Here is an 18,771-nt window from a genome sequence, read left to right as displayed (position 1 = left end):
TGACCAGTCGGTTAACGCAAGGGGAGGAGATCCGATGGCAGATCCCATGAACGAAGCGAATGGCTCTGCACGGGGCGTTTCGGATGACGGGGCCCCGGGTACCTCCGGTGGATCGGCCACGTCGCCGGTGCATGTGCCGGTGCGGTATCGCAGGACATGGGAGGATGGCTTCGGCGCGCGCGGCTGGAAGCTGGCCCTTCCCGGACTGGGCGAGGACGTGATTGCCGCGACACCGTTCACCGGCGAACGCATCCCCACCTCGGTCTTCGTGCATGACATCGTGGATCACCACCTGTGCGGCTTTGCGCTCTCCGGCTACCTCGACGAGGCGGGGGCGCTGATGCAGCTGGCGCTGCGCACGGGCTCGGATCCGGTGGAGGACTATCGTCAGATGATCGACGAGGACCTGCTGCCCGGGCGTCCGGTCGCGGACGACTGGCCGGCCCTGTTGCCGCAAGCCCTGCGGCCCGGCACGGATACGCGCCCCGATCCGGAGCATCTGCGCGGGCTGGCTCAGTGGGCGGGGCAGGGGGCCCTGCGGGCACTGCTGGTTGCGGGCTTCGTGCAGGCCGGGTACGCGCGTCTGGCGAGCGCGCGCGCGAACTGGGAAGGATACGGTCTGGACGTGCGAGCCCGGGAGGGCATTGCGCTGGCGCTGCAGCGCCTGTTCGAACGTCTGGACGAACGCATGCTGGCGGGCGACGTGCGGCACGCCGAGGGGGTATTCGAGATCACCAACCGGCGGGTGGCTTATCGTGAGGCCGGCGGAGCGCTGGAGGACGCGGAGATCGTGAGGGAAGACCCCGCCGATGCGTGACCGGCGGGGTCGGGACGTGCCCGTGAATCAGCTCATCACGTGCGCGTCGCACCAGCCGCCTTCGTTCACCAGGACGTTCTGGAAATCCTGGTGGAAGCAGCCGCCCCAGCCTTCCGGGGCATCCACGTTGGCGTTCCAGAAGGCGCAGTTGTCGCAGCGCGCGCCTTCCTGGAACTGCGGGTGATCCGCGGCATCGGCCGCGTCGTTGACGTAGTCGTGGGCGTGACCGTCTTCGGCCTTCTCGTCCGCGGCGTGGACGGACTGCGTGCCCATCAGGCTCACCACCGGAATGGCGGCTACCGCGGCGGATGCACGGCGCAGGAAGGCACGGCGATCGGCGTTGTGCTTGTCGGACATGGGGAACCTCCGTACTTGCGTAGGCTTGTGAATGTTCTTCGCTGACAACGTCCGGTGTTTTTCACGGTGTATTCCGGACGCTGCTTTCGAGTGTTACAGATGACGAGGGTTCCCGGCCAGATCCGGGATCCGTGTCGCGGGCCACCGCTCTGCGCATCTGCCTCACCCTGAGTAGATGATACGGGCTCGCGGGAAATTCCTTCCGCTCCCGCCGGTGCGGTCGATCGGTAACGGCTGCGGCAGGCTTGCGGAGCACCGGCACCTGTCCCGGGAGTTTTACGGATCGGGTGTCAGCGTTAAACTACCGTGAAACACAAGCTTTTCCGGGAGTTCGACATGCAGGTACGCAGGATGATGTTCGCAATGGCCGCCGCTCCGCTCCTGGCGGTCGGCACCGCCAGTGCCGACGGGATGGGGCTCAACCCGAGCTTTGCGGTGATGGGGGGTGGCCTGTGGACCACCGACTCCGATCTGCGAGATGACCCGGCCTATGGTCTGGAAATCGGCGCCGACTGCCTGCTGTTCCAGCCGGACAACGGCGTGCTGCGCCATCGTCTGAGCGTGACCGAGTTCGACGACGGCCCGCTGCGGATGACCAGCACCGAACTGAACACCCACTGGGAGTTTGAAGTTGCCGACAGCGTGACCATGGGCTTCGGGCCCGGGCTGGGCTATGTAAACACCAAGCTGGACGGTGACCGCAACGGTCTGTGGGCCGGGCAGTTCGGCGGCTCGGTGCAGTACGACGTGGACGACACCCTGTTCGTCGGCATGGAAGCGCGCTACCAGATCACCGAGAGCGACCGCTTCGCCGGCTCGCGCGAGGACATGGACAACATGCGCGTGATGGCCAAGGTCGGTTTCAATTTCTGAACCGGCAGGGCCTTGACTGAGAAAAAGGGCCGTCCCGGGCGACCGGGGCGGCCTTTTTTGTGCGTTCTGTCACGGAATCGGCGGGCTTGTAGCCGGCGCCGAACTCCGACAGGATTGAACCGTGACGCACCAACCACCCGGATGAAGCCCGCCCATGGATGAATCCCGTCCCGATGCCCCCGACACCTCTGACACGCCCGGCGGCTCCGGGGACGATACCGGTGCCACCCCTCCGTGGCACGCACTGGAAGCCGACGAGGCCCTGCGGCGCCACGACGCCGCACGCGAGGGGCTGAGCAGCGACGAGGCCCGTGAACGGCTGGAGCGTTTCGGTCCCAACGCCCTCAAGCCGCCGGAGAAGGCCGGGGTACTGCGGCGCTTCCTGCGTCATTTCCACAACATCCTGATCTACATCCTGGTGCTGGCGGCCATCGGGACCGCCCTGCTGGGCCACTGGGTGGACACCGGGGTGATCCTGGCGGTGGTGCTGATCAACACGCTGATCGGCTTCGTCCAGGAGGGCAAGGCGGAAAAGGCGCTGGATGCGATCCGCAGGATGCTCTCGCCGCAGGCGGTCGTGCGGCGCGACGGCGAACGCCGCGAGGTTCCCGCGGATACCCTGGTGCCGGGGGATATCGTCTATCTCCAGGCCGGGGATCGCGTGCCGGCCGACGTGCGGCTGTTCGAAACCCGCAACCTGCAGGTCGAGGAGGCGGTGCTGACCGGGGAGTCGGTGGCGGTCGAGAAGGATACGGCCGCGGTCGATGAAGGCGCCGACCTGGGCGATCGGCGCGGCATGGCGTTCTCCGGCACGCTGGTGTCCTTCGGCCGGGGTACCGGGGTGGTGGTGGCCACCGGCGGCGATACCGAGATCGGGCGCATCTCTACCATGCTGGGCGAGGTGGAGAGCCTCGAGACGCCGCTGGTGCGCCAGGTGGCGCAGTTCGGCCGCTGGCTGGCCGGCGTCATCATCGTCATCTCGGCGGCGACCTTTGCCTTCGGCTTCTGGGTGCGCGATTACCCGCTGGACGAGATGTTCCTGGCGGCCGCCAGCCTGGCGGTGTCCACCATCCCCGAAGGCCTGCCGGCGATCCTGACCATCGCCCTGGCCATCGGGGTGCAGAAGATGGCGCGGCGCAATGCGATCATCCGCAAGCTGCCGGCGGTGGAGACGCTGGGTTCGGTGTCGGCGATCTGTTCCGACAAGACCGGGACCCTGACCCGCAACGAGATGACCGTGCAGACCCTGCTGACCGGCGCCGGCGAATACGGGGTCAGCGGGGTCGGTTATGCGCCGCACGGCGATTTCACGCGTGACGGGGTGGAGGTGGAGCCGGCCGATGCCCCGTGTCTGGAAGAGGTCCTGCGTGCGGGGCTGCTGTGCAACGACGCGGAGGTCTTCGAAAAGGACGGTCAGTGGGTGATGCAGGGCGACCCCACCGAGGGGGCGCTGGTGACGGCGGCGTTCAAGGCCGGCCTGAGCGCGCGCCACGAGCACGAGTGCCTGCCGCGCACCGACGTGATCCCGTTCGAATCGGATCACCGTTACATGGCGACCCTGCATCACGACCACGACGGCCACGGGCGCATCTACCTGAAAGGGGCCCCGGAACGGGTGCTGGAGCTGTGCGAGCATCAGGCCACCGCCGACGGTCGCGAGCCGCTGCGGGCGGATGAATGGCATGCGGCGATGGACGCGATCGCGGCACGCGGTCAGCGCCTGCTGGCCATCGCCCGGCGCGCCACCACCGCCGAGCAGCGCGAGCTGACCTATGGCGACGTGGAGCAGGGTGGCTTCACCCTGCTGGCGCTGGTCGGGATCATTGATCCGCCGCGCGAGGAGGCGATCGCCGCGGTCGCCGAGTGCCAGCGGGCCGGGATCCGGGTCAAGATGATCACCGGCGACCACGCGGCCACCGCGCGGGCGATCGGCGAGCAGCTGGGCCTGCGCGGCGAGGGCGGCACGCTGACCGGCCAGCAGCTGGAAGCCATGGATGACGCCGAACTGGCGCGCGCGGTGGAAGATACCGACGTGTTCGCGCGCACCACGCCTGAACACAAGCTGCGGCTGGTCAGGGCACTGCAGGGCAACGGCCGAATCGTCTCCATGACCGGGGACGGGGTGAACGACGCGCCGGCCCTCAAACGGGCCGACGTGGGAGTGGCCATGGGCCACAAGGGGACCGAGGCGGCCAAGGAGGCCTCGGAGATGGTGCTGGCGGACGACAACTTCGCTTCCATCGCGCATGCAGTGGAGGAAGGCCGCACGGTCTACGACAACATCCGCAAGGCCATCCTGCACATGCTGCCCACCAATGCCGGGCAGTCGCTGACCATCATGATGGCGATCCTGATGGGGCTGGCCCTGCCGCTGACCCCGGTGCAGGTGCTGTGGGTGAACATGGTGACCTCGGTGACCCTGGCGATGGCGCTGGCCTTCGAACGGACCGAGCCGGGGGTGATGGGGCGTCCGCCGCGTGCGCCCGACACCCCGCTGCTGTCGGGCTTTTTGCTGTGGCGGATCCCGTTCGTGGCCATCCTGCTGTGGCTGGGGACCTTCGGCCACTTCGTGTACATGGAGGAGGTGCTGGGGGTGGCCGATGACCTCGCCCGCACCGTGGCCATCAACACCCTGGTGGCCGGTCAGGCCTTCTACCTGCTGAACCTGCGCCTGATCCATCAGCCGGTGCTGGCGGGCGGCGAGCTGTTCCGCTCGCGAGCGATGTGGATCGCCATCGGGGTGCTGGTGGTGCTGCAGCTGGCGTTCACCTACGTGCCGGTGATGCACACCCTGTTCGGCACCACCGCCATCGATACCGGGGACTGGGCGCGTATCCTGCTGTTCGGGATGGCGGTGTTCCTGATCGTGGAAGGCGAGAAGCTGGTGTTCCGGCGCATGGGGTGGGCCGGGGCCGGGACCTGACCGGGCTGGTCAGGTCCGGTCCCCGCCCCGGCCGGTATCAGTCGGTGTGGGTGACCCACTCGCGGCCGGTGGCCTCTTCCCAGTCTGCGGGTGTGGGCGTACTGCGGTCGTAGTCCAGCCAGGCCTCGTAGACCTCGTCGGGCCAGTGCGACTGCAGCCAGTAGATGATGGCCTCGGCGTCTTCTTCGTCGATCTGTTCCTCGAACGAGGGCATGGTGCCGCCACGGGCCTGACCGCCGTACCGGATCATGTCCTTGAGCTGCCACCAGGGGTGGTGCCAGGTGTGGGCCGAGCCGTCGAGCGGCGGCGGGGGCCAGTTGCCGTCTTCGTCCGGCTGGTGCCAGTTCTCCGCCCCCTCGCGGTCCTCGCCATGGCAGGCCGCGCAGTACTGCTGATAGAGGTGCTCGCCGCGCGCGAGGATCTCCGGGTTGTCGGTGCGTTCGCGGTGTTCCGGCTCGCCGGACCAGAAGCCGCCGTCACAGCCGGTCACCAGCAGGGCCAGGGCCAGGGCGAGAAGCGGGGACGTTCGCAGGGTCGCGGTCACTCGGCTTCCCCTTCGTCCGGCGAGTCGTCCCCGCCGAAGGCATCACGGACCCCGTCCCAGGCGTCGCGCGAGCCGTCGCGGATGCGGCCCCAGGCGTCCCGCGACCCGTCGCGCACGCCATCCCAGGCCTCGCGGGAACCTTCGCGGACGCCGCCCCAGGCCTCGCGCGAGCCGTCCCGCACGCCTTCCCAGGCCTTGCGCGAGCCTTCGCGGATCGACCCGCCGGCGCGCCCGCTGCGCAGTTCCATGTCGTCGTACCAGGCGGCCAGGGCATCGCGTTCGTCGTCCAGGGCCTGCAAGGCCCGTTCGCGGTTTTCGCGCGTGGTGTCGGCGAGATCGTCCCAGGTCTCGCTGGCCTCCCGGTGCAGGCGCTGCAGGGTGTCATCCATCGCGTCCAGGGTATCCCGGGTGCGCTCGCGTGCGGTCTCGTCGCCTTCTTCGGCATCGCGCTGCAGCTGCTCGCGGCGCTGCTGCCAGTCCTCGCGCAGGCTCTTCATCGACTCGCTGGTGGTTTCGGCAGCGGTGGTCCCGTCGCCGGATTCCGCCCAGGTGGCCGGTGGCAGCGCCAGCAGGAGCCCGAGCACGGCCAGGAGTAACAGTCGGGTGGCTGGATTGCGGGTCATGAGGAGTCTCCGGATGCCTCGATTTGTCCACCATGGTAGACGAGTGCGGCCCGGTGTAGTTTCCCCAGTTCCGTGCGCGACGGCCGACGAGGAGGTGAATCCGTGAAATTCGACGCTTTTGTCCGCGGTGCTCCGGGCCTGTCCGTGATCATCCCCGCGTGGAACGAGGCGGAATGGCTGCCGCGGACCCTGGCCGCGGTCCAGGGGGCGCTGGCCGGTGTCGAACGGGCCAGCGAGATCATCGTGGTCGACAATGCCTCCACGGATGCCACCCCGGAGATCGCGCAGCGCGCGGGCTGCCGGGTGGTGTACGAGCCGGAGCGCAGGATCAGCCGGGCGCGCAATGCGGGTGCCGGGGCGGCTCGCGGGCAGTACCTGCTGTTCGTCGATGCCGACACCTGGCCCGATGCCGAACTGCTGCAGGCCACGCTGGACGCGCTCGACAGCGGAACGGTGTGCGGCGGTGGCGCCCGGGTCGCCTTTGATCATCTCGACCATCGCATATATCGCTGGGGCGCGGCCGTATGGAACGCCCTCTCCGCGCGCCTGGGGCTGGCCGCGGGTTGCTACGTATTCTGCACCCGCGAGGCGTTCGCGGCCGTGGGCGGTTTCAGCGAGGCGGTCTATGCCGGCGAGGAGGTGTTCCTGTCACGGGCGCTGAAGCGCCGGGGCAGGGCGCGCGGGCAGCGTTTCGAAATCCTGCAGACGCCGGTGCTGACCTCCGGGCGCAAGGAGGACTGGTTTCACCCCGCGCGCCACGTCCTGGTGGTGCTGCAGGTGCTGCTGTTGCCCTGGAGCTTGCGTTCGCGGCGTCTGAGCTGGTTCTGGTACACGCGTCCCCCGCGCAATCCCTGATTCACACAGCGTCGAAGCGGCTGCGCCCCGAGGCCTTGGCCGCATACAGGGCATGGTCGGCGCGTTCGAGGATCTCGTCCACCGGTTCGCCGGGCTGCGCGAGATGGCCCCCGGCGCTGAAGGTCACCGGCGTGTCCTCCGGCGTTTCGACCCGGGCGGCGGCATCCACGACGGTCTGCCCCGTCTCCGCCAGGCGGCCTTCGTCGCAGGGGTGCAGCAGGATCAGGAATTCGTCCCCGCCCCAGCGCGCGACCCGATCGTCGGGGCCGAGGATTTCGCGCAGCCGTTCGGCGACCCGGGTCAGGGTCACGTCACCCTCGGCATGGCCGTGGGTATCGTTCAGCGGCTTGAAGTGGTCCAGATCGAGGTAGATCACGCCGAACGGCTCCCCGGAACGCCGGGCGCTCCGGACGTGGTCGTCCAGCAGTTCGTCCATGCCCCGCCGGTTCACCAGGCCCGTCAGCGGGTCCTTGCGGGCCATCTCGTGCAGTGCCTCGGTGCGTTCGCGGACCTTGGTTTCGAGGTCGCGGGTGTGGCTGCGGATGGCCTCGGCCATGCCGTGGTAATGGCGGATCAGGCGGCCGATCTCGCCACGCCCCTCGGGCAGTTCGACCGGCCGCAGGTCGCCCGCCTGGATGCGCGCCATGGCCGTTTCCAGTGCGGCCACCGGGCGGAAGATCAGGCGCTGCAGCGCAAGGTGGACCAGCAGCAGCGTGAGCACCAGGGTGAAAGCGAAGACCACCAGGACCGGCGCGAAATGGCGCACCGGCATCACCTTGTCGAGGTCCAGCAGGGTGATTTCATACCAGTCGAGAGCCGGCAACCGGGCAATGCCCGCCAGCTGGCGCTGCCCGTCGACCTGGACGAAGTCGGTGCGCACCTCGCCTTCCGGATCGGACAGATTCCGCAGTTCGTCCATCATGGAGCGGATGCGCTGGTGGTCGCGGGGACGGTCGACCAGGCGTTCCACCGTGCTTTTCTGACCCTCCGGCTGCACCAGGCTGGCGAATTCGATGAACTCCGGATCGCGGTAGAGCTGGATGGCACCGCTGAAGTCGGCGAACACCGTGGTGATCCCCGGCTGCTCGATGTCGACGATGTCGCGCAGGATGCCGTCCAGTTCCAGGCCGGTCCCGGTCATGCCGAGGATCGAGCCGTCGCGGTCGCGGATCAGTACGTCGATCCACAGCTTGGTGACCCCCAGCTCGGTGTCCGGATTGACGTTGAGATGGAAGTCGCGTTCCTCCTCGATCAGGCGGAAGAACCAGGCATCATCGGGGTCGTCGGGGTCCAGGTGATAGCGCAGCGGGTCGTCGGCGAATTCGTCGTCGGCGTTGTTGTGGTAGTAGGCGCCGTTTTCGCGCAGGGCCACGAAGTAGTTTTCGTCGCGGAAATTGCCACGAAAGCTCTCCATCTCCTCGATGGCGGCCGCCTCCCTGTCGGGGTTGTCGGGTTCGCGGGCGAACCGGAGGATGGCGGTGGAGTCGGCCAGCTGGTGCGACAGGGCGATCTCGCGTTCCAGCGGCTGCTGCAGGCGGGCGCTGTCGTAGCGCACCTGAATTTCCGCGACGTGCTGCCCCCATTGCTCGATGATGCCTTCGGCAATGCGCTCGAAGGCGAACCAGACGCCGACCAGTCCGACCAGGAGCAGGGCGCCGGCGAGCACCAGGAAGCGGCTGCGCAGGCTCATGCCGGGGGCGGGAAGGGAGATGGAAGACCGTGCATGGTTCAAGTTTAAGGAAACGCTGTTCAATGTGCACGCTCGCGTTGGCACCCCGGGTTTTCCGAGACAAGGCGCGTCGTGCAGCGGGTAGTGGTTCTACCCGCAAGCGGCGCAACGCCGGATCGGGGAACCCGGGGTGCCAACCCCGAAGGGGCTCGGCCGCTTTTGCGCGCGCACGGCGTTGCGGCTTCCTTGTGCAGAATGACTGCACGGCGGTCACCGCGCCTTGTTCGCACGCAAAAGCGACTCGAGCGCGAGCGTGCACATTGATCAGCGTTTCCTTAACCCGCACGGAGCAGAGGGTCACGCGGCCCGTTTGCGCGCCAGTGTCAGGCCGTCGCCGATCGGCACCAGCGACAGGTCCACCCGCTCGTCCCGGTGCACGAACCGGTTGAATTCGCGGATCGCTACCGTGTCCTCGCGCTGATCGCTGCGGTCGGCCACCGTGCCGTGCCACAGGGTGTTGTCGATCATCACCAGGCCCCCGGGTGCCAGCAGGGCGAGGCAGTGTTCGTAGTATTCGCGGTAGCCGGTCTTGTCGGCGTCGATGAAGGCCAGGTCGAAGGGCTCGACTGCGGGGTCTTCTTCGCGCAGGGCCTGCAGGGTGTCCGCGGCCGGTCCGAGGCGCAGGTCGATGCGGTCCTCGACGCCGGCGCGGCGCCAGTAGCGGCCGGCGATGTCGGTCCATTCGCGGCTGAGATCACAGGTCACGATCCGGCCGTCGGCCGGCAGGGCCTCGGCGATGGCCAGGCTGCTGTAGCCGGTGAAGGTGCCGATCTCCAGGTAGCGCCGGGCACCCGTCAGCCGGGCGAGCAGGGCCATGAACTGCCCCTGTTCCGGGGCGATCTGCATGCGCGCCTCGGGCAGGGCCGCGGTCTCCGCACGCAGTTCCGCCAGCAGGGGCGATTCGCGCAGCGAGGCGTCGAGCAGATACGGGTGGAGTTCGTCGTCGAGACCGATGGACCGTGTGGACATGGCAACCTCCGGGTTAAGGAAACACTGCGCGCAGGCGTCGCCGCCGACATCGTCCGGGCCGGGGTCGGGCGGCGACTGGCGGGCGAGGCTTCCCGCCCCGACCAGCAGACCGGTGGCCAGCGCGGTGACCACCGCGCCGAGCCCCCGGACCACGGCCATCAGCGGTCCCAGCAGGATGTAGCTGATCGCCAGCGAATCGATCCCGATGCCGGGGCTGCCGATCAGGAAGGCCGTGGCGGGGCCGCGTCCGGCGCCACCCCGGTGCAGGGCCAGGGCGGCCGGGATGGCGCCGCAGGAACACAGGGGCAAGGGCGCCCCGGCAACCGCCCCGCGCGCCGTGGCCCCCACCGATGATCCCCCGAGCCAGGCCTGCAGGCGTTCCTGAGGCAGCAGGGCGCGCACCAGCCCGGCGACCGCCAGCCCAGCCAGCAGCCAGGGCGCGGCGGCGAGCGCGAGTTGCAGGGTGGCCTGAAGGATGTCGCTTGCCATGCCTCCATCCTTCGCCGTGTATCGCGGGGGCGCAAGAGCGACCAGCGCGGGTGACGGTTCGGCACCGTCCGGCGCGAGCGGCTACACTGCCGCCCATTCACGCAATGCAACGAAAGGAGATGATAATGACGGGATACGCACTGGCGAACGTGCTCCACGTCCTGGCCGTGGTGATCTGGGTGGGCGGCATGTTTTTCGCCTGGGCCATCCTGCGCCCGGCGGCCAACGCGGAACTGGATGACGCCACGCGCCTGCGCCTGTGGCCGGCGGTGCTGGGGCGGTTCTTCCCCTGGGTGTGGGCGGCCATCGCGGTGGTGCTGGTGACGGGCTTCTACCTGATCTTCGGCGTGCTCGGCGGCATGGGCGGGGTGCATCCCAGCGTGCATACCATGCTGCTGCTGGGCATCATCATGATGCTGATCTTCGCGCACATCTTCTTTGCGCCGTATCGCCGGTTGAAGCAGGCGGCCGAGGCCGGAGACATCGCCGAGGGTCTGCGCCGGGTCGGCCAGATCCGCCTGTTCGTGGCGATCAATACCGTGCTGGGTCTGGTCACCGTGGCCGTGGGCTCCGGCGGCCGGTTGCCGCTGTAAAGGCCGCTCAGGGGCCCGGCCCGGACCGCAGGCGCGGGTGCCAGACGAGTTCCGGCGCCCGCGGCGGTTCGCACTCCACCACTGCGTTCTGCTCGAATTTTTTCAGCCAGTGGTCACGGATCGCCGGCGGGAGGTCGGGGATGCCGAAGCCGGGTTCTTCCGGCCATTCTCCGTCCGGGTCGCCGCTGGTGGCCGGCCAGGCGGGCCGTCCCGCGCTGGTGATCGTGGCCCGCAGCTGTTCCTGGCGCCGGGCGTTCTCCGTGGCACCGGATGGCCGGCTGAAGGGGTTGTGTGCGGTGATCAGCGTGATCCGGGCATGGCCCCGCACGCTCAGCTGGCGCGCCAGTTCCGCGTGGGGTTCGCCAATGCGCAGCTCCAGGGTCGCGCCGCCACCCTGTGCGGCCCCGGCCGGCCCCGGCGGCAGCTGCAAGCGGTAGTGCGCCGCGGCGTACACCTGCTCCAGACGCCGGATTTCTGCGCGGCTTCCGGGGGCAGACGATCCCCCGCTGCTTGTCTGTTCGGTCATATCGCGGCACTCTCGAGGTTGCACCTGCACGGCAGGCGATTCGACAGGGGGAGCGGGATGTCGGTCAAGCCATGGATCCAGCGGGGAAGGATGTGAGCCGCGGGTCGGCCCCCGGTCGGCTCCCCGGGCGGACTTCGCATCTGACCGGGGCCTTTCTGCTGGTCCTGCTGCTGGTGGCGGCGGTGGCGGTGGTCAGCTGGTTGCGCGTGCAGCAGCTGCAGCAGGAGGTCCAGTCCCTCACCGCGGAATACGTGCAGCGGGTGGACAGTGTCCACCGCATGCGCGCGCTGGTGCGCGAGCGGACGCTGCGCGCGACGCTGGTCCTGAGCACCGATGACCCCGCCATGCAGGATCAGTACCGCCAGGAATTCCGTGATCTCGCCCGTCGCTTCATCGAGGCGCGCGACGAGGTGGAGCGGGCGATCGACGATCCCCGCCATGCGCGTCTGCTGACGGAACTGCGCGAGATGACCGCGGTGGGGGCGCCGCTGATGAGCGAGATGATCGACCTGGCCCTGGCCGGCGGCCGTCAGGAGGCGTTGCCGACCCTGTATTCCCGCATCATGCCGGCGCAGGAGCGCACCCTGGAGCAGATCGAGCGCCTTCTCGAGGCCCTGGAACAGCAGAACGCGGCGGACATTCGCGCGATGGTGCGCCAGCATGAGGATACCCAGCAGGTCATGGTGATGGCCTCGGGCGTGGCCATGCTGCTGATCGCCGGCATCGGTTTTCAGGTGCGCCGGCGCATCCGCCAGGATCATTCGGCGCTGCAGGAGGAACTGGTGCAGCGCCGCCGGGCCGAGGCGCGCCTGCGCGAGACCCAGGCCGGGCTGGAGGCCGCGGTGGCGCGGCGGACCGCCGAGCTGGAGGATGCCTCCGCGCGCCTCGAGGAGGCCCAGCGCATCGCCGGCGTGGGGTACTGGGACTGGGGCATCCGCGGCGAGCAGCTCAACTGGTCGACCAATGTCTATGAGCTGTTCGGTCTGGATCCCGAACAGGATACGGCCGGTTTCGAGGCCTACATGCACGCCATCCACCCGGACGACCGTGCCCGGGTGCGCCAGGGCATCAACGCCGCGCTGGCCGAGGGCAGCCATTATCACCTGGAGCACCGGGTCGTACTGCCCGACGGCGGGCTGCGGCACGTGCGGGTGGAGGGCGAGATATCGCGCGATGCCGACGGACGCCCGCAGCGGGTGCTGGGCATGGTGCGCGACATCACGCGCGACAAGCGTTCCGAGGAACGCCTGTGGCATCAGGCCCATCACGATTCGCTGACCGGGCTGCCGAACCGCAGCCTGTTGCAGGAACACCTGCGTCAGGCGCTGAGCCGGGCGCGGCGCAACGGCACGCGTCTGGCGCTGCTGGTCTGCGACCTGGACGGCTTCAAGCCGGTCAACGACCGTCTGGGTCACGATGCCGGTGACGTGGTGCTGGTGACCGTGGCCGCGCGCCTGCGCAGTGGCGTGCGCGAGAGTGACGTGGTCGCCCGCGTGGGGGGCGACGAGTTCGTCCTGCTGCTGGAGGCCGTGGGCGGACCCGAGGACGTGCGCGCCGTGGGACACAAGCTGCACCAGCGTTTCGCCGAGCCGGTGGAGATCAATCAGGAGGCGGTGCGCGTGGGCCTGAGTCTGGGGGCGGCGATCTATCCCGACGACGGCGAACGGGCCGAGGAGCTGCTGCAGCAGGCGGACCACGCCATGTACGTCGCCAAGAACGGTTCCGGCCAGGAACTGGTGCTGTCGGATCAGAGGTAGGGTGTGAGCAGCCGGGCGGCGCCGTCGCGCAGGCGGATCGGCAGCGGGCGGCGGTAGATCTCGGTGAGCGTGAGCTCGCGCGAACGTTCCAGCAGGCCGTCGGCCCACTGCGTCAGGCGTCCGCCCAGCCCCGGGTCGTAGCTTTCCAGGTTGAACTCGAAGTTCAGACGCAGGCTGCGCGGGTCCCAGTTGGCCGAGCCCGCCAGCACCCATTCGCCGTCGACCAGCATGATCTTGGAATGGTTGAACGGCGGCGGGGTCAGCCACAGCCGGCAGCCGCGTTCCAGCAGCTCCGCCTGGCCGGGCTGGCTGGCCCATTGCACCAGCCGCAGGTTATTGCGCTCCGGCAGCAGGATGTCCACCCGGATCCCGCGCAGTGCGGCGGCCTTGAGCGCCCCCACCAGGGCATGGTCGGGCAGGAAATAGGGCGTGGCGATCACGATGCGCTCGCGGGCCTCGGCGATCGCCGCCTGCAGGGTGAAGTTGAGGACCTCGAAGTCCTCGTCCGGGCCGTCGGGCAGCCCGCGGCACAGCAGGGCACCGCCGTCGGCGTCCAGTGGCGGGAACCAGGTTTCGCCCTTCAGCTGTTCGCCGGTGGTGAATTCCCAGTCCTCGGCAAACACCCGTTGCAGCTGGCGGCAGACCGGCCCGCGCACGGCGAAATGCAGATCCTGGATCGGGTGACGTCCGGGGTCGCTGGGGCTGTGTCCGCGGCGGATGTTCATGCCGCCGGTGAAGCCACGATACCCGTCGACCACCAGCAGCTTGCGATGGTTGCGCAGATTGAACGCGGCCAGGCTCCGCGGGATGTGGTGTACCGGCAGGAATTCGGCGGCGACGAGGTCGGCACGGCGCAGGTGCCGCACGGTGTTGCGCCGGCTGTAGCGTACGCCGATCCCGTCGACCAGTACGCGCACCGCGATCCCGCGCTCGCGCGCCGCCTTCAGGTGACGCACGAAGCGCTGCCCCTGGGCATCGTAGTCGAAGATGTAGGTGGCCAGGGTGATGGAGTGTTCCGCCTGGTCGATCGCTTCCAGCATCGCCCCGAAGGCCTGGTCGCCGTCGAACAGCGGTTCCATCGCGTTGCCGCCGGTCAGGCGGAACGGGCTCAGGCGGTCGCCGCTGTGCACCAGGCGCGCCCAGCGCGCCGGGGGCGCCGGACGTGTCCCCTCGCGCGGCTGCAGGTCGGACAGCAGGTGCCCCTCGCGCAGGGCATGCGCACGGCGCCGGATGCGGTTGACGCCGAACAGCCAGTAGAGGATGGACCCGGCCAGCGGCAGCAGGAAGATCAGCCCGACCCATGCGATCAGCATGCCGGTGTCGCGCCGCTGCAGCAGGGCATGCGCGGCGGTGGCGACGGCGATCGCGAGCGAGACGACGGCGAAAACACTGGCGGCCCAGCCGGTGTCGAGCACAGCAGGTCTCCCGGTGACGGTGTGGCGTGGCGGCGTTGTGGATGAACCGCCGCAGGCCCGCTACAGTACGCGGGCCGGGCGGCAGCTTAAAGATTTTCCCCGGTGCCCGCCACGGTGGCCCGCGGGAATCCAGCCCTGTCGCCCTCCGTTTCGCTCCCCGGCCGAGAATCGCGCATGAGCCATTCCCTGACTCCCGAATCGTTCGCCAATGGCGAGCAGCTGCCGCTGAAGGACTTCACCGAGAAGGCGTACCTGGATTACTCCATGTACGTGATCCTGGACCGCGCCCTGCCGCATATCGGCGACGGCCTCAAGCCGGTGCAGCGCCGCATCATCTACGCAATGAGCGAACTGGGGCTTTCGGCCACCGCCAAGTACAAGAAATCGGCGCGCACCGTGGGCGACGTGCTCGGCAAGTTCCATCCGCACGGCGACGCCGCCTGTTACGAGGCGATGGTGCTGATGGCGCAGCCGTTCTCCTACCGCTATCCGTTCGTGGACGGGCAGGGCAACTGGGGCTCGCCGGACGATCCGAAATCCTTCGCCGCGATGCGCTACACCGAGTCGCGCCTGTCGCGCTATGCGCAGCTGCTGCTGTCCGAGCTGGGCCAGGGTACGGTCGACTGGGTGCCGAACTTCGACGGCGCGCTGGAGGAGCCGAAGATGCTGCCGGCGCGGCTGCCGAACGTGCTGCTCAACGGCGGCTCCGGGATCGCCGTGGGCATGGCCACCGACATCCCCCCGCACAACCTGCGCGAGGTGGCCGCGGCCTGCGTGCACCTGCTGGAACACCCGAAGGCCACCGTGGACGAGCTGTGCGAGCACCTGCCGGGGCCGGACTTCCCCACCGAGGCGGAGATCGTCACCCCGCGCGCCGATCTGCAGAAGCTCTACGCCACCGGCCAGGGGTCGGTGCGCGCGCGGGCGCGCTACGAGCGCGAGGGCGACGACATCTTGGTCACCGCGCTGCCGCACCAGGTCTCCGGGGCGAAGCTGCTGGAACAGATCGCCGCCCAGATCCGCGCGAAGAAGCTGCCGATGATCGAGGACCTGCGCGACGAATCCGACCATGAGCACCCGACCCGCCTGGTGATCACCCCGCGCTCGAATCGCGTGGACATCGAGGCGCTGATGGCGCATCTGTTCGCCACCACCGACCTCGAGAAGAACTACCGCGTGAACATGAACGTGATCGGGCTGGACGGCCGCCCGCAGGTGCGCGATCTGCCCGGACTGCTGCGCGAATGGCTGGAGTTTCGCATCGAGACCGTGCGCCGGCGGCTGCAGTGGCGCCTGGAGAAGGTGCAGGCGCGGCTGCACGTGCTGGAAGGCCTGCTGATCGCCTATCTCAACATCGACGAGGTGATCGCGATCATCCGCGAATACGACGAGCCGAAGCCCGAACTGGTCAGCCGCTTCGGCCTCAGCGAGACCCAGGCCGAGGCGATCCTGGAACTCAAGCTGCGGCATCTGGCGAAGCTGGAGGAGATGAAGATCCGCGGCGAGCAGGACGAGCTCTCGCAGGAACGCGACCAGCTGGAGAAGACCCTGGGGTCCGAGCGCCGTCTGCGGACCCGGGTGCGCCAGGAGATCGAGAAGGACGCCGCCGACTATGGTGACGAGCGGCGATCCCCGCTGGTGGAACGCGAAGCCGCGCGGCCGCTGGACGAATCCGCGCTGGTGCCGGCGGAGCCGCTGACCATCGTGCTCTCGGAGAAGGGCTGGGTGCGCGCCGCCAAGGGCCACGACGTGGACGCCCGCGGCCTGAACTACAAGGCGGGTGATGCCTTCCGCGCGGCGGTCGCCGGGCGCAGCAACCAGCCGGTGGCGTTTGTCGACTCCACCGGGCGTGCCTATACCCTGCAGGCGCACAGCCTGCCGTCGGCACGCGGCCAGGGCGAGCCGCTGTCGGGCCGGGTGAACCCGGCGGAGGGGGCGCATTTCGTCGGCATGGCCACCGGCGCCGGCGAGGATCGCTGGCTGCTGGCCACCGATCACGGTTACGGCTTCATCACCCGTCTGGAGGAGCTGCTGGGACGGCAGAAGGCGGGCAAGAACGTGCTGACCGTGCCGGCCGGGGCGGCGGTGCTGCCGCCCGTCGCGGTGCCGGATCCGGAGAGCGACCATCTGGCGGTGGTGACCACGCGCGGCTATCTGCTGGTGTTCCCGGCGGCTGCGCTGCCGGAGCTCGCGCGGGGCAAGGGCAACAAGCTGGCCGGGATCCCGGCCGCGTCGCTCAAGGACGGCTCGGAGCGGGTGCAGGAGGTGGTGGCCCTGGCTCCGGGCGATACCCTGGTGGTGCATGCCGGCAAGCGCTTCAAGGCGCTGGCGCCGGCGGAGTGGGGCGAATACGTCAGCGAGCGCACGCGCCGCGGGCGGCAGCTGCCGCGCGGCTACCAGAACGTCGACCGGCTGGAAGTCCGGCGCTGACGCGCGACGTCCCGTTCACCCTCCGCGGTGACGGGTGCCCGTCGTGTTCGCCGCGGTCGCGTCGGGCGCAAGCAGGGCGCAGGCTTCGGCCTCCGGCAGAGGGCGGTGGTAGAGGAACCCCTGGCCCACCGGGCAGCCGAGTTCGTGCAGCAGGGCGGCGTCTTCCGCCGTCTCGATGCCTTCGGCGACGGTCTGCAGGCCGAAGCCGCGGCTCACCGCGAGAATCGCCTCGAACAGGCCGCGCATGCCGGGGTCGTCGGCGATGCCGTCGACCAGCGCGCGGTCCACCTTGACCGTGGACACCGGCAGCCGGCGCAGGTAGGCGAGCGAGGAATAGCCGGTGCCGAAGTCGTCGATGGCGATGGACACCCCCAGGTCGCGCAGGGCGTGCAGTTCGTCCAGCGCATCCTCCAGATTGTGCATGATCGCGGTCTCGGTGATCTCGACCTCGAGGCAGCCGGGCGGGGTGCCGGTGTGCTCCAGCGCCGTGCGTACGGTCTGGGTCAGGGTGTGGCCACGCGCGGTCAGGGCCTCGAACTGGCGGGCGGAGACGTTCACCGCGACCGGATAGCACTCGCCGGTGGCGGCGCGCCAGCGGGCCGTGGCCGCCAGGGCCTCGTGCAGGGCCCACTCGCCCAGGTTGACGATCGCGCCGGTGGTCTCGGCGACGGGGATGAACTCGCCGGGCGAGACCGGTCCGAGCTCGGGGTGTTCCCAGCGCATCAGGGCCTCGAAACTGACCACGGAATCCATGGCCAGATCGATCTTGGGCTGGTAAAGCAGGAAGAGGCCGTCCCCGTTGTGGGCGTCGGCCAGGTCGTGTTCCAGGCGGTGGCGCCGGCGCGCGGCCTGCTCCAGCTCCGGGGCGTAGCTGAGCCAGGGGAGCTGCCGCCGGTCGGCCCTGGACAGCGTGAGCATCAGTCGGCGGATCAGTTCGCCGGTGTCGTGGCCGGCTTCCGTGGTTCGGGCATGTCCGGCCACGATCTCCGGGCGGACCTCGTACTGGCCAATGCGCAGCGTCCGGGTGCTGCTCTCCAGCATGGCCTGCAGGGTGTCGTCGGGCAGACCGTGTTCGCTGGCGGCCAGCAGCAGAAAGGTGGACCCGCCCCACAGTCCGCACAGCGCGGTGTCTCCCGCCAGTGTCTCCAGGCACCCCTGCAGGCGCTGGCCCGTCTCGCGCAGCATCAGGTCGGCGGCCGCGTGCCCCTCCAGGCGTTCCAGCGGCTCGTGTCCTCCCAGACGCAGCATCACCAGATCGATCACCGGGATCGCCGGGTCCTGCAGCCATTGCTCCAGGGTTTCCAGCAGCGCCGCGCGGTTGGGCAGGTCGGTGGCCAGATCGTGGTGGGCCAGGTATTCCAGATCACGATCCTTGCGCTGCAGGGTCAGGGATTGCGTCTCGAGGCTTTGCGACAGGTCCTGCACCTCGTTTTGCGTGGCATTGTGCAGGGCCCGTACCCGCAGCAGGTTGCTGATGCGCTGGACCACCTCGGAGGCATCGAACGGCTTGGTGATGAAATCGAGGGCGCCGCCCGCCAGCGCCTGCTGGCGGGTGTCGGGGTCGATCTGTGCGGTCAGCACGATCACCGGCAGCCAGTCGCCTTCGCCCAGTTCCGCGTTCAGGGTCTCCATCACCTGATGGCCGTCCATGCCCGGCATGCGGATGTCCAGCAGCATCAGGTCGCGCGGGTCCTCGCGCCAGGACTCCACCGCCTGCTGCGGGCGGGTCTCGCCCCGGACATGCTGAAAGCCGGCGTCCTCCAGGATGGTGGTCAGAAGCTCCACGTTCATCGGATTGTCATCCACGATGAGGATGCGGGCTTCGGTCTGGGACTGGTCGGGTGTGAGCATGGCAGCGTGGCGATCGCGGT

15 protein-coding genes and 1 pseudogene are annotated in these 18,771 nt (G+C 69.1%); 7 read left to right on the top strand and 9 right to left on the bottom strand.

The window, feature by feature from the left end:
• The first annotated feature begins 34 nt into the window (after positions 1 to 34).
• On the top strand, positions 35 to 817 hold the full coding sequence (locus C998_RS0106675; RefSeq protein ID WP_018870082.1) for a hypothetical protein: 783 nt from the start codon (positions 35 to 37) through the stop codon (positions 815 to 817).
• A 27-nt stretch (positions 818 to 844) separates the two neighbouring features.
• On the opposite strand, the gene C998_RS0106670 is transcribed toward C998_RS0106675, so the two are convergent.
• The gene (locus C998_RS0106670) at positions 845 to 1,174 is read right to left on the bottom strand and encodes a high-potential iron-sulfur protein (protein ID WP_018870081.1); all 330 of its coding nucleotides are present in this window, start codon (positions 1,172 to 1,174) and stop codon (positions 845 to 847) included.
• A 336-nt stretch (positions 1,175 to 1,510) separates the two neighbouring features.
• On the opposite strand from C998_RS0106670, the gene C998_RS0106665 reads away from it, so the two are divergent.
• A complete protein-coding gene (locus C998_RS0106665) occupies positions 1,511 to 2,047 on the top strand; it encodes an outer membrane beta-barrel protein (protein ID WP_019589264.1) in 537 nt (178 codons plus the stop codon).
• Between the two features lie 154 nt (positions 2,048 to 2,201).
• Positions 2,202 to 4,970, top strand: a complete 2,769-nt coding sequence (locus tag C998_RS0106660; protein ID WP_018870079.1) for a cation-transporting P-type ATPase — start codon at positions 2,202 to 2,204, stop codon at positions 4,968 to 4,970.
• 37 nt (positions 4,971 to 5,007) lie between these two features.
• On the opposite strand, the gene C998_RS0106655 is transcribed toward C998_RS0106660, so the two are convergent.
• Together C998_RS0106655 and C998_RS0106650 are read right to left on the bottom strand one after the other, a co-directional pair.
• The gene (locus tag C998_RS0106655) at positions 5,008 to 5,514 is read right to left on the bottom strand and encodes a cytochrome c (protein WP_018870078.1); all 507 of its coding nucleotides are present in this window, start codon (positions 5,512 to 5,514) and stop codon (positions 5,008 to 5,010) included.
• Complete coding sequence (locus C998_RS0106650) at positions 5,511 to 6,137, bottom strand: hypothetical protein (protein WP_018870077.1); 627 nt, start codon at positions 6,135 to 6,137, stop codon at positions 5,511 to 5,513. The genes C998_RS0106655 and C998_RS0106650 overlap by 4 nt, the downstream gene beginning before the upstream one ends.
• Positions 6,138 to 6,239: 102 nt before the next feature.
• Here C998_RS0106650 and C998_RS0106645 point away from each other — a divergent pair, with 102 nt between their 5' ends.
• Entirely contained in the window at positions 6,240 to 6,992 is a 753-nt protein-coding gene (locus C998_RS0106645) for a glycosyltransferase (protein ID WP_018870076.1), read from the top strand.
• Between the two features lies 1 nt (position 6,993).
• Here C998_RS0106645 and C998_RS0106640 read toward each other — a convergent pair whose 3' ends face one another.
• From C998_RS0106640 to C998_RS15160, 3 genes and pseudogenes are all read right to left on the bottom strand, one after another.
• Positions 6,994 to 8,682 (bottom strand): GGDEF domain-containing protein, encoded by a 1,689-nt coding sequence (locus C998_RS0106640; RefSeq protein WP_018870075.1) that lies wholly within the window; start codon positions 8,680 to 8,682, stop codon positions 6,994 to 6,996.
• 336 nt (positions 8,683 to 9,018) lie between these two features.
• Positions 9,019 to 9,690 carry an O-methyltransferase gene (locus tag C998_RS15165; RefSeq protein WP_026279512.1) on the bottom strand — a complete coding sequence of 224 codons (672 nt, stop codon included), beginning with the start codon at positions 9,688 to 9,690 and terminating at the stop codon, positions 9,019 to 9,021.
• A gap of 111 nt (positions 9,691 to 9,801) precedes the next feature.
• Positions 9,802 to 10,179: pseudogene (locus C998_RS15160) on the bottom strand (permease); the annotation flags it as partial.
• 125 nt (positions 10,180 to 10,304) lie between these two features.
• Between C998_RS15160 and C998_RS0106625 the strand changes: the two are divergent.
• Entirely contained in the window at positions 10,305 to 10,772 is a 468-nt protein-coding gene (locus C998_RS0106625) for a CopD family protein (RefSeq protein ID WP_018870073.1), read from the top strand.
• Between the two features lie 7 nt (positions 10,773 to 10,779).
• Here C998_RS0106625 and C998_RS0106620 read toward each other — a convergent pair whose 3' ends face one another.
• Positions 10,780 to 11,226, bottom strand: a complete 447-nt coding sequence (locus C998_RS0106620; RefSeq protein ID WP_018870072.1) for a DUF3293 domain-containing protein — start codon at positions 11,224 to 11,226, stop codon at positions 10,780 to 10,782.
• A gap of 143 nt (positions 11,227 to 11,369) precedes the next feature.
• Here C998_RS0106620 and C998_RS0106615 point away from each other — a divergent pair, with 143 nt between their 5' ends.
• Entirely contained in the window at positions 11,370 to 13,055 is a 1,686-nt protein-coding gene (locus C998_RS0106615; protein ID WP_018870071.1) for a diguanylate cyclase domain-containing protein, read from the top strand.
• Here C998_RS0106615 and cls read toward each other — a convergent pair.
• Positions 13,046 to 14,470, bottom strand: coding sequence for a cardiolipin synthase (cls, locus tag C998_RS0106610; RefSeq protein WP_018870070.1), 1,425 nt, complete (start codon positions 14,468 to 14,470; stop codon positions 13,046 to 13,048). The two genes, C998_RS0106615 and cls, sit on opposite strands and share 10 nt — an antisense overlap.
• Positions 14,471 to 14,644: 174 nt before the next feature.
• Between cls and parC the strand changes: the two genes are divergently transcribed.
• Positions 14,645 to 16,900, top strand: a complete 2,256-nt coding sequence (parC, locus tag C998_RS0106605) for a DNA topoisomerase IV subunit A (protein ID WP_018870069.1) — start codon at positions 14,645 to 14,647, stop codon at positions 16,898 to 16,900.
• A gap of 15 nt (positions 16,901 to 16,915) precedes the next feature.
• On the opposite strand, the gene C998_RS0106600 is transcribed toward parC, so the two are convergent.
• Positions 16,916 to 18,751 carry a bifunctional diguanylate cyclase/phosphodiesterase gene (locus C998_RS0106600; RefSeq protein WP_018870068.1) on the bottom strand — a complete coding sequence of 612 codons (1,836 nt, stop codon included), beginning with the start codon at positions 18,749 to 18,751 and terminating at the stop codon, positions 16,916 to 16,918.
• Between the last annotated feature and the right edge of the window lie 20 nt (positions 18,752 to 18,771).

The organism is Thioalkalivibrio sp. ALgr3 (assembly GCF_000377325.1).
Lineage (GTDB): Bacteria > Pseudomonadota > Gammaproteobacteria > Ectothiorhodospirales > Ectothiorhodospiraceae > Thioalkalivibrio.
This window is presented reverse-complemented; position numbering and strand designations above follow the sequence as displayed.

What these genes read in the sequence shown, in the direction of transcription:
- C998_RS0106675 (WP_018870082.1), top strand. Translation starts at nt 35, where the DNA reads ATGGCAGATCCCATGAACGAAGCGAATGGCTCTGCACGGGGCGTTTCG.
- C998_RS0106670 (WP_018870081.1), bottom strand. Translation starts at nt 1,174, where the DNA reads ATGTCCGACAAGCACAACGCCGATCGCCGTGCCTTCCTGCGCCGTGCA.
- C998_RS0106665 (WP_019589264.1), top strand. Translation starts at nt 1,511, where the DNA reads ATGCAGGTACGCAGGATGATGTTCGCAATGGCCGCCGCTCCGCTCCTG.
- C998_RS0106660 (WP_018870079.1), top strand. Translation starts at nt 2,202, where the DNA reads ATGGATGAATCCCGTCCCGATGCCCCCGACACCTCTGACACGCCCGGC.
- C998_RS0106650 (WP_018870077.1), bottom strand. Translation starts at nt 6,137, where the DNA reads ATGACCCGCAATCCAGCCACCCGACTGTTACTCCTGGCCGTGCTCGGG.
- C998_RS0106640 (WP_018870075.1), bottom strand. Translation starts at nt 8,682, where the DNA reads ATGAGCCTGCGCAGCCGCTTCCTGGTGCTCGCCGGCGCCCTGCTCCTG.
- C998_RS15165 (WP_026279512.1), bottom strand. Translation starts at nt 9,690, where the DNA reads ATGTCCACACGGTCCATCGGTCTCGACGACGAACTCCACCCGTATCTG.
- C998_RS0106625 (WP_018870073.1), top strand. Translation starts at nt 10,305, where the DNA reads ATGACGGGATACGCACTGGCGAACGTGCTCCACGTCCTGGCCGTGGTG.
- C998_RS0106615 (WP_018870071.1), top strand. Translation starts at nt 11,370, where the DNA reads ATGGATCCAGCGGGGAAGGATGTGAGCCGCGGGTCGGCCCCCGGTCGG.
- parC (WP_018870069.1), top strand. Translation starts at nt 14,645, where the DNA reads ATGAGCCATTCCCTGACTCCCGAATCGTTCGCCAATGGCGAGCAGCTG.
- C998_RS0106600 (WP_018870068.1), bottom strand. Translation starts at nt 18,751, where the DNA reads ATGCTCACACCCGACCAGTCCCAGACCGAAGCCCGCATCCTCATCGTG.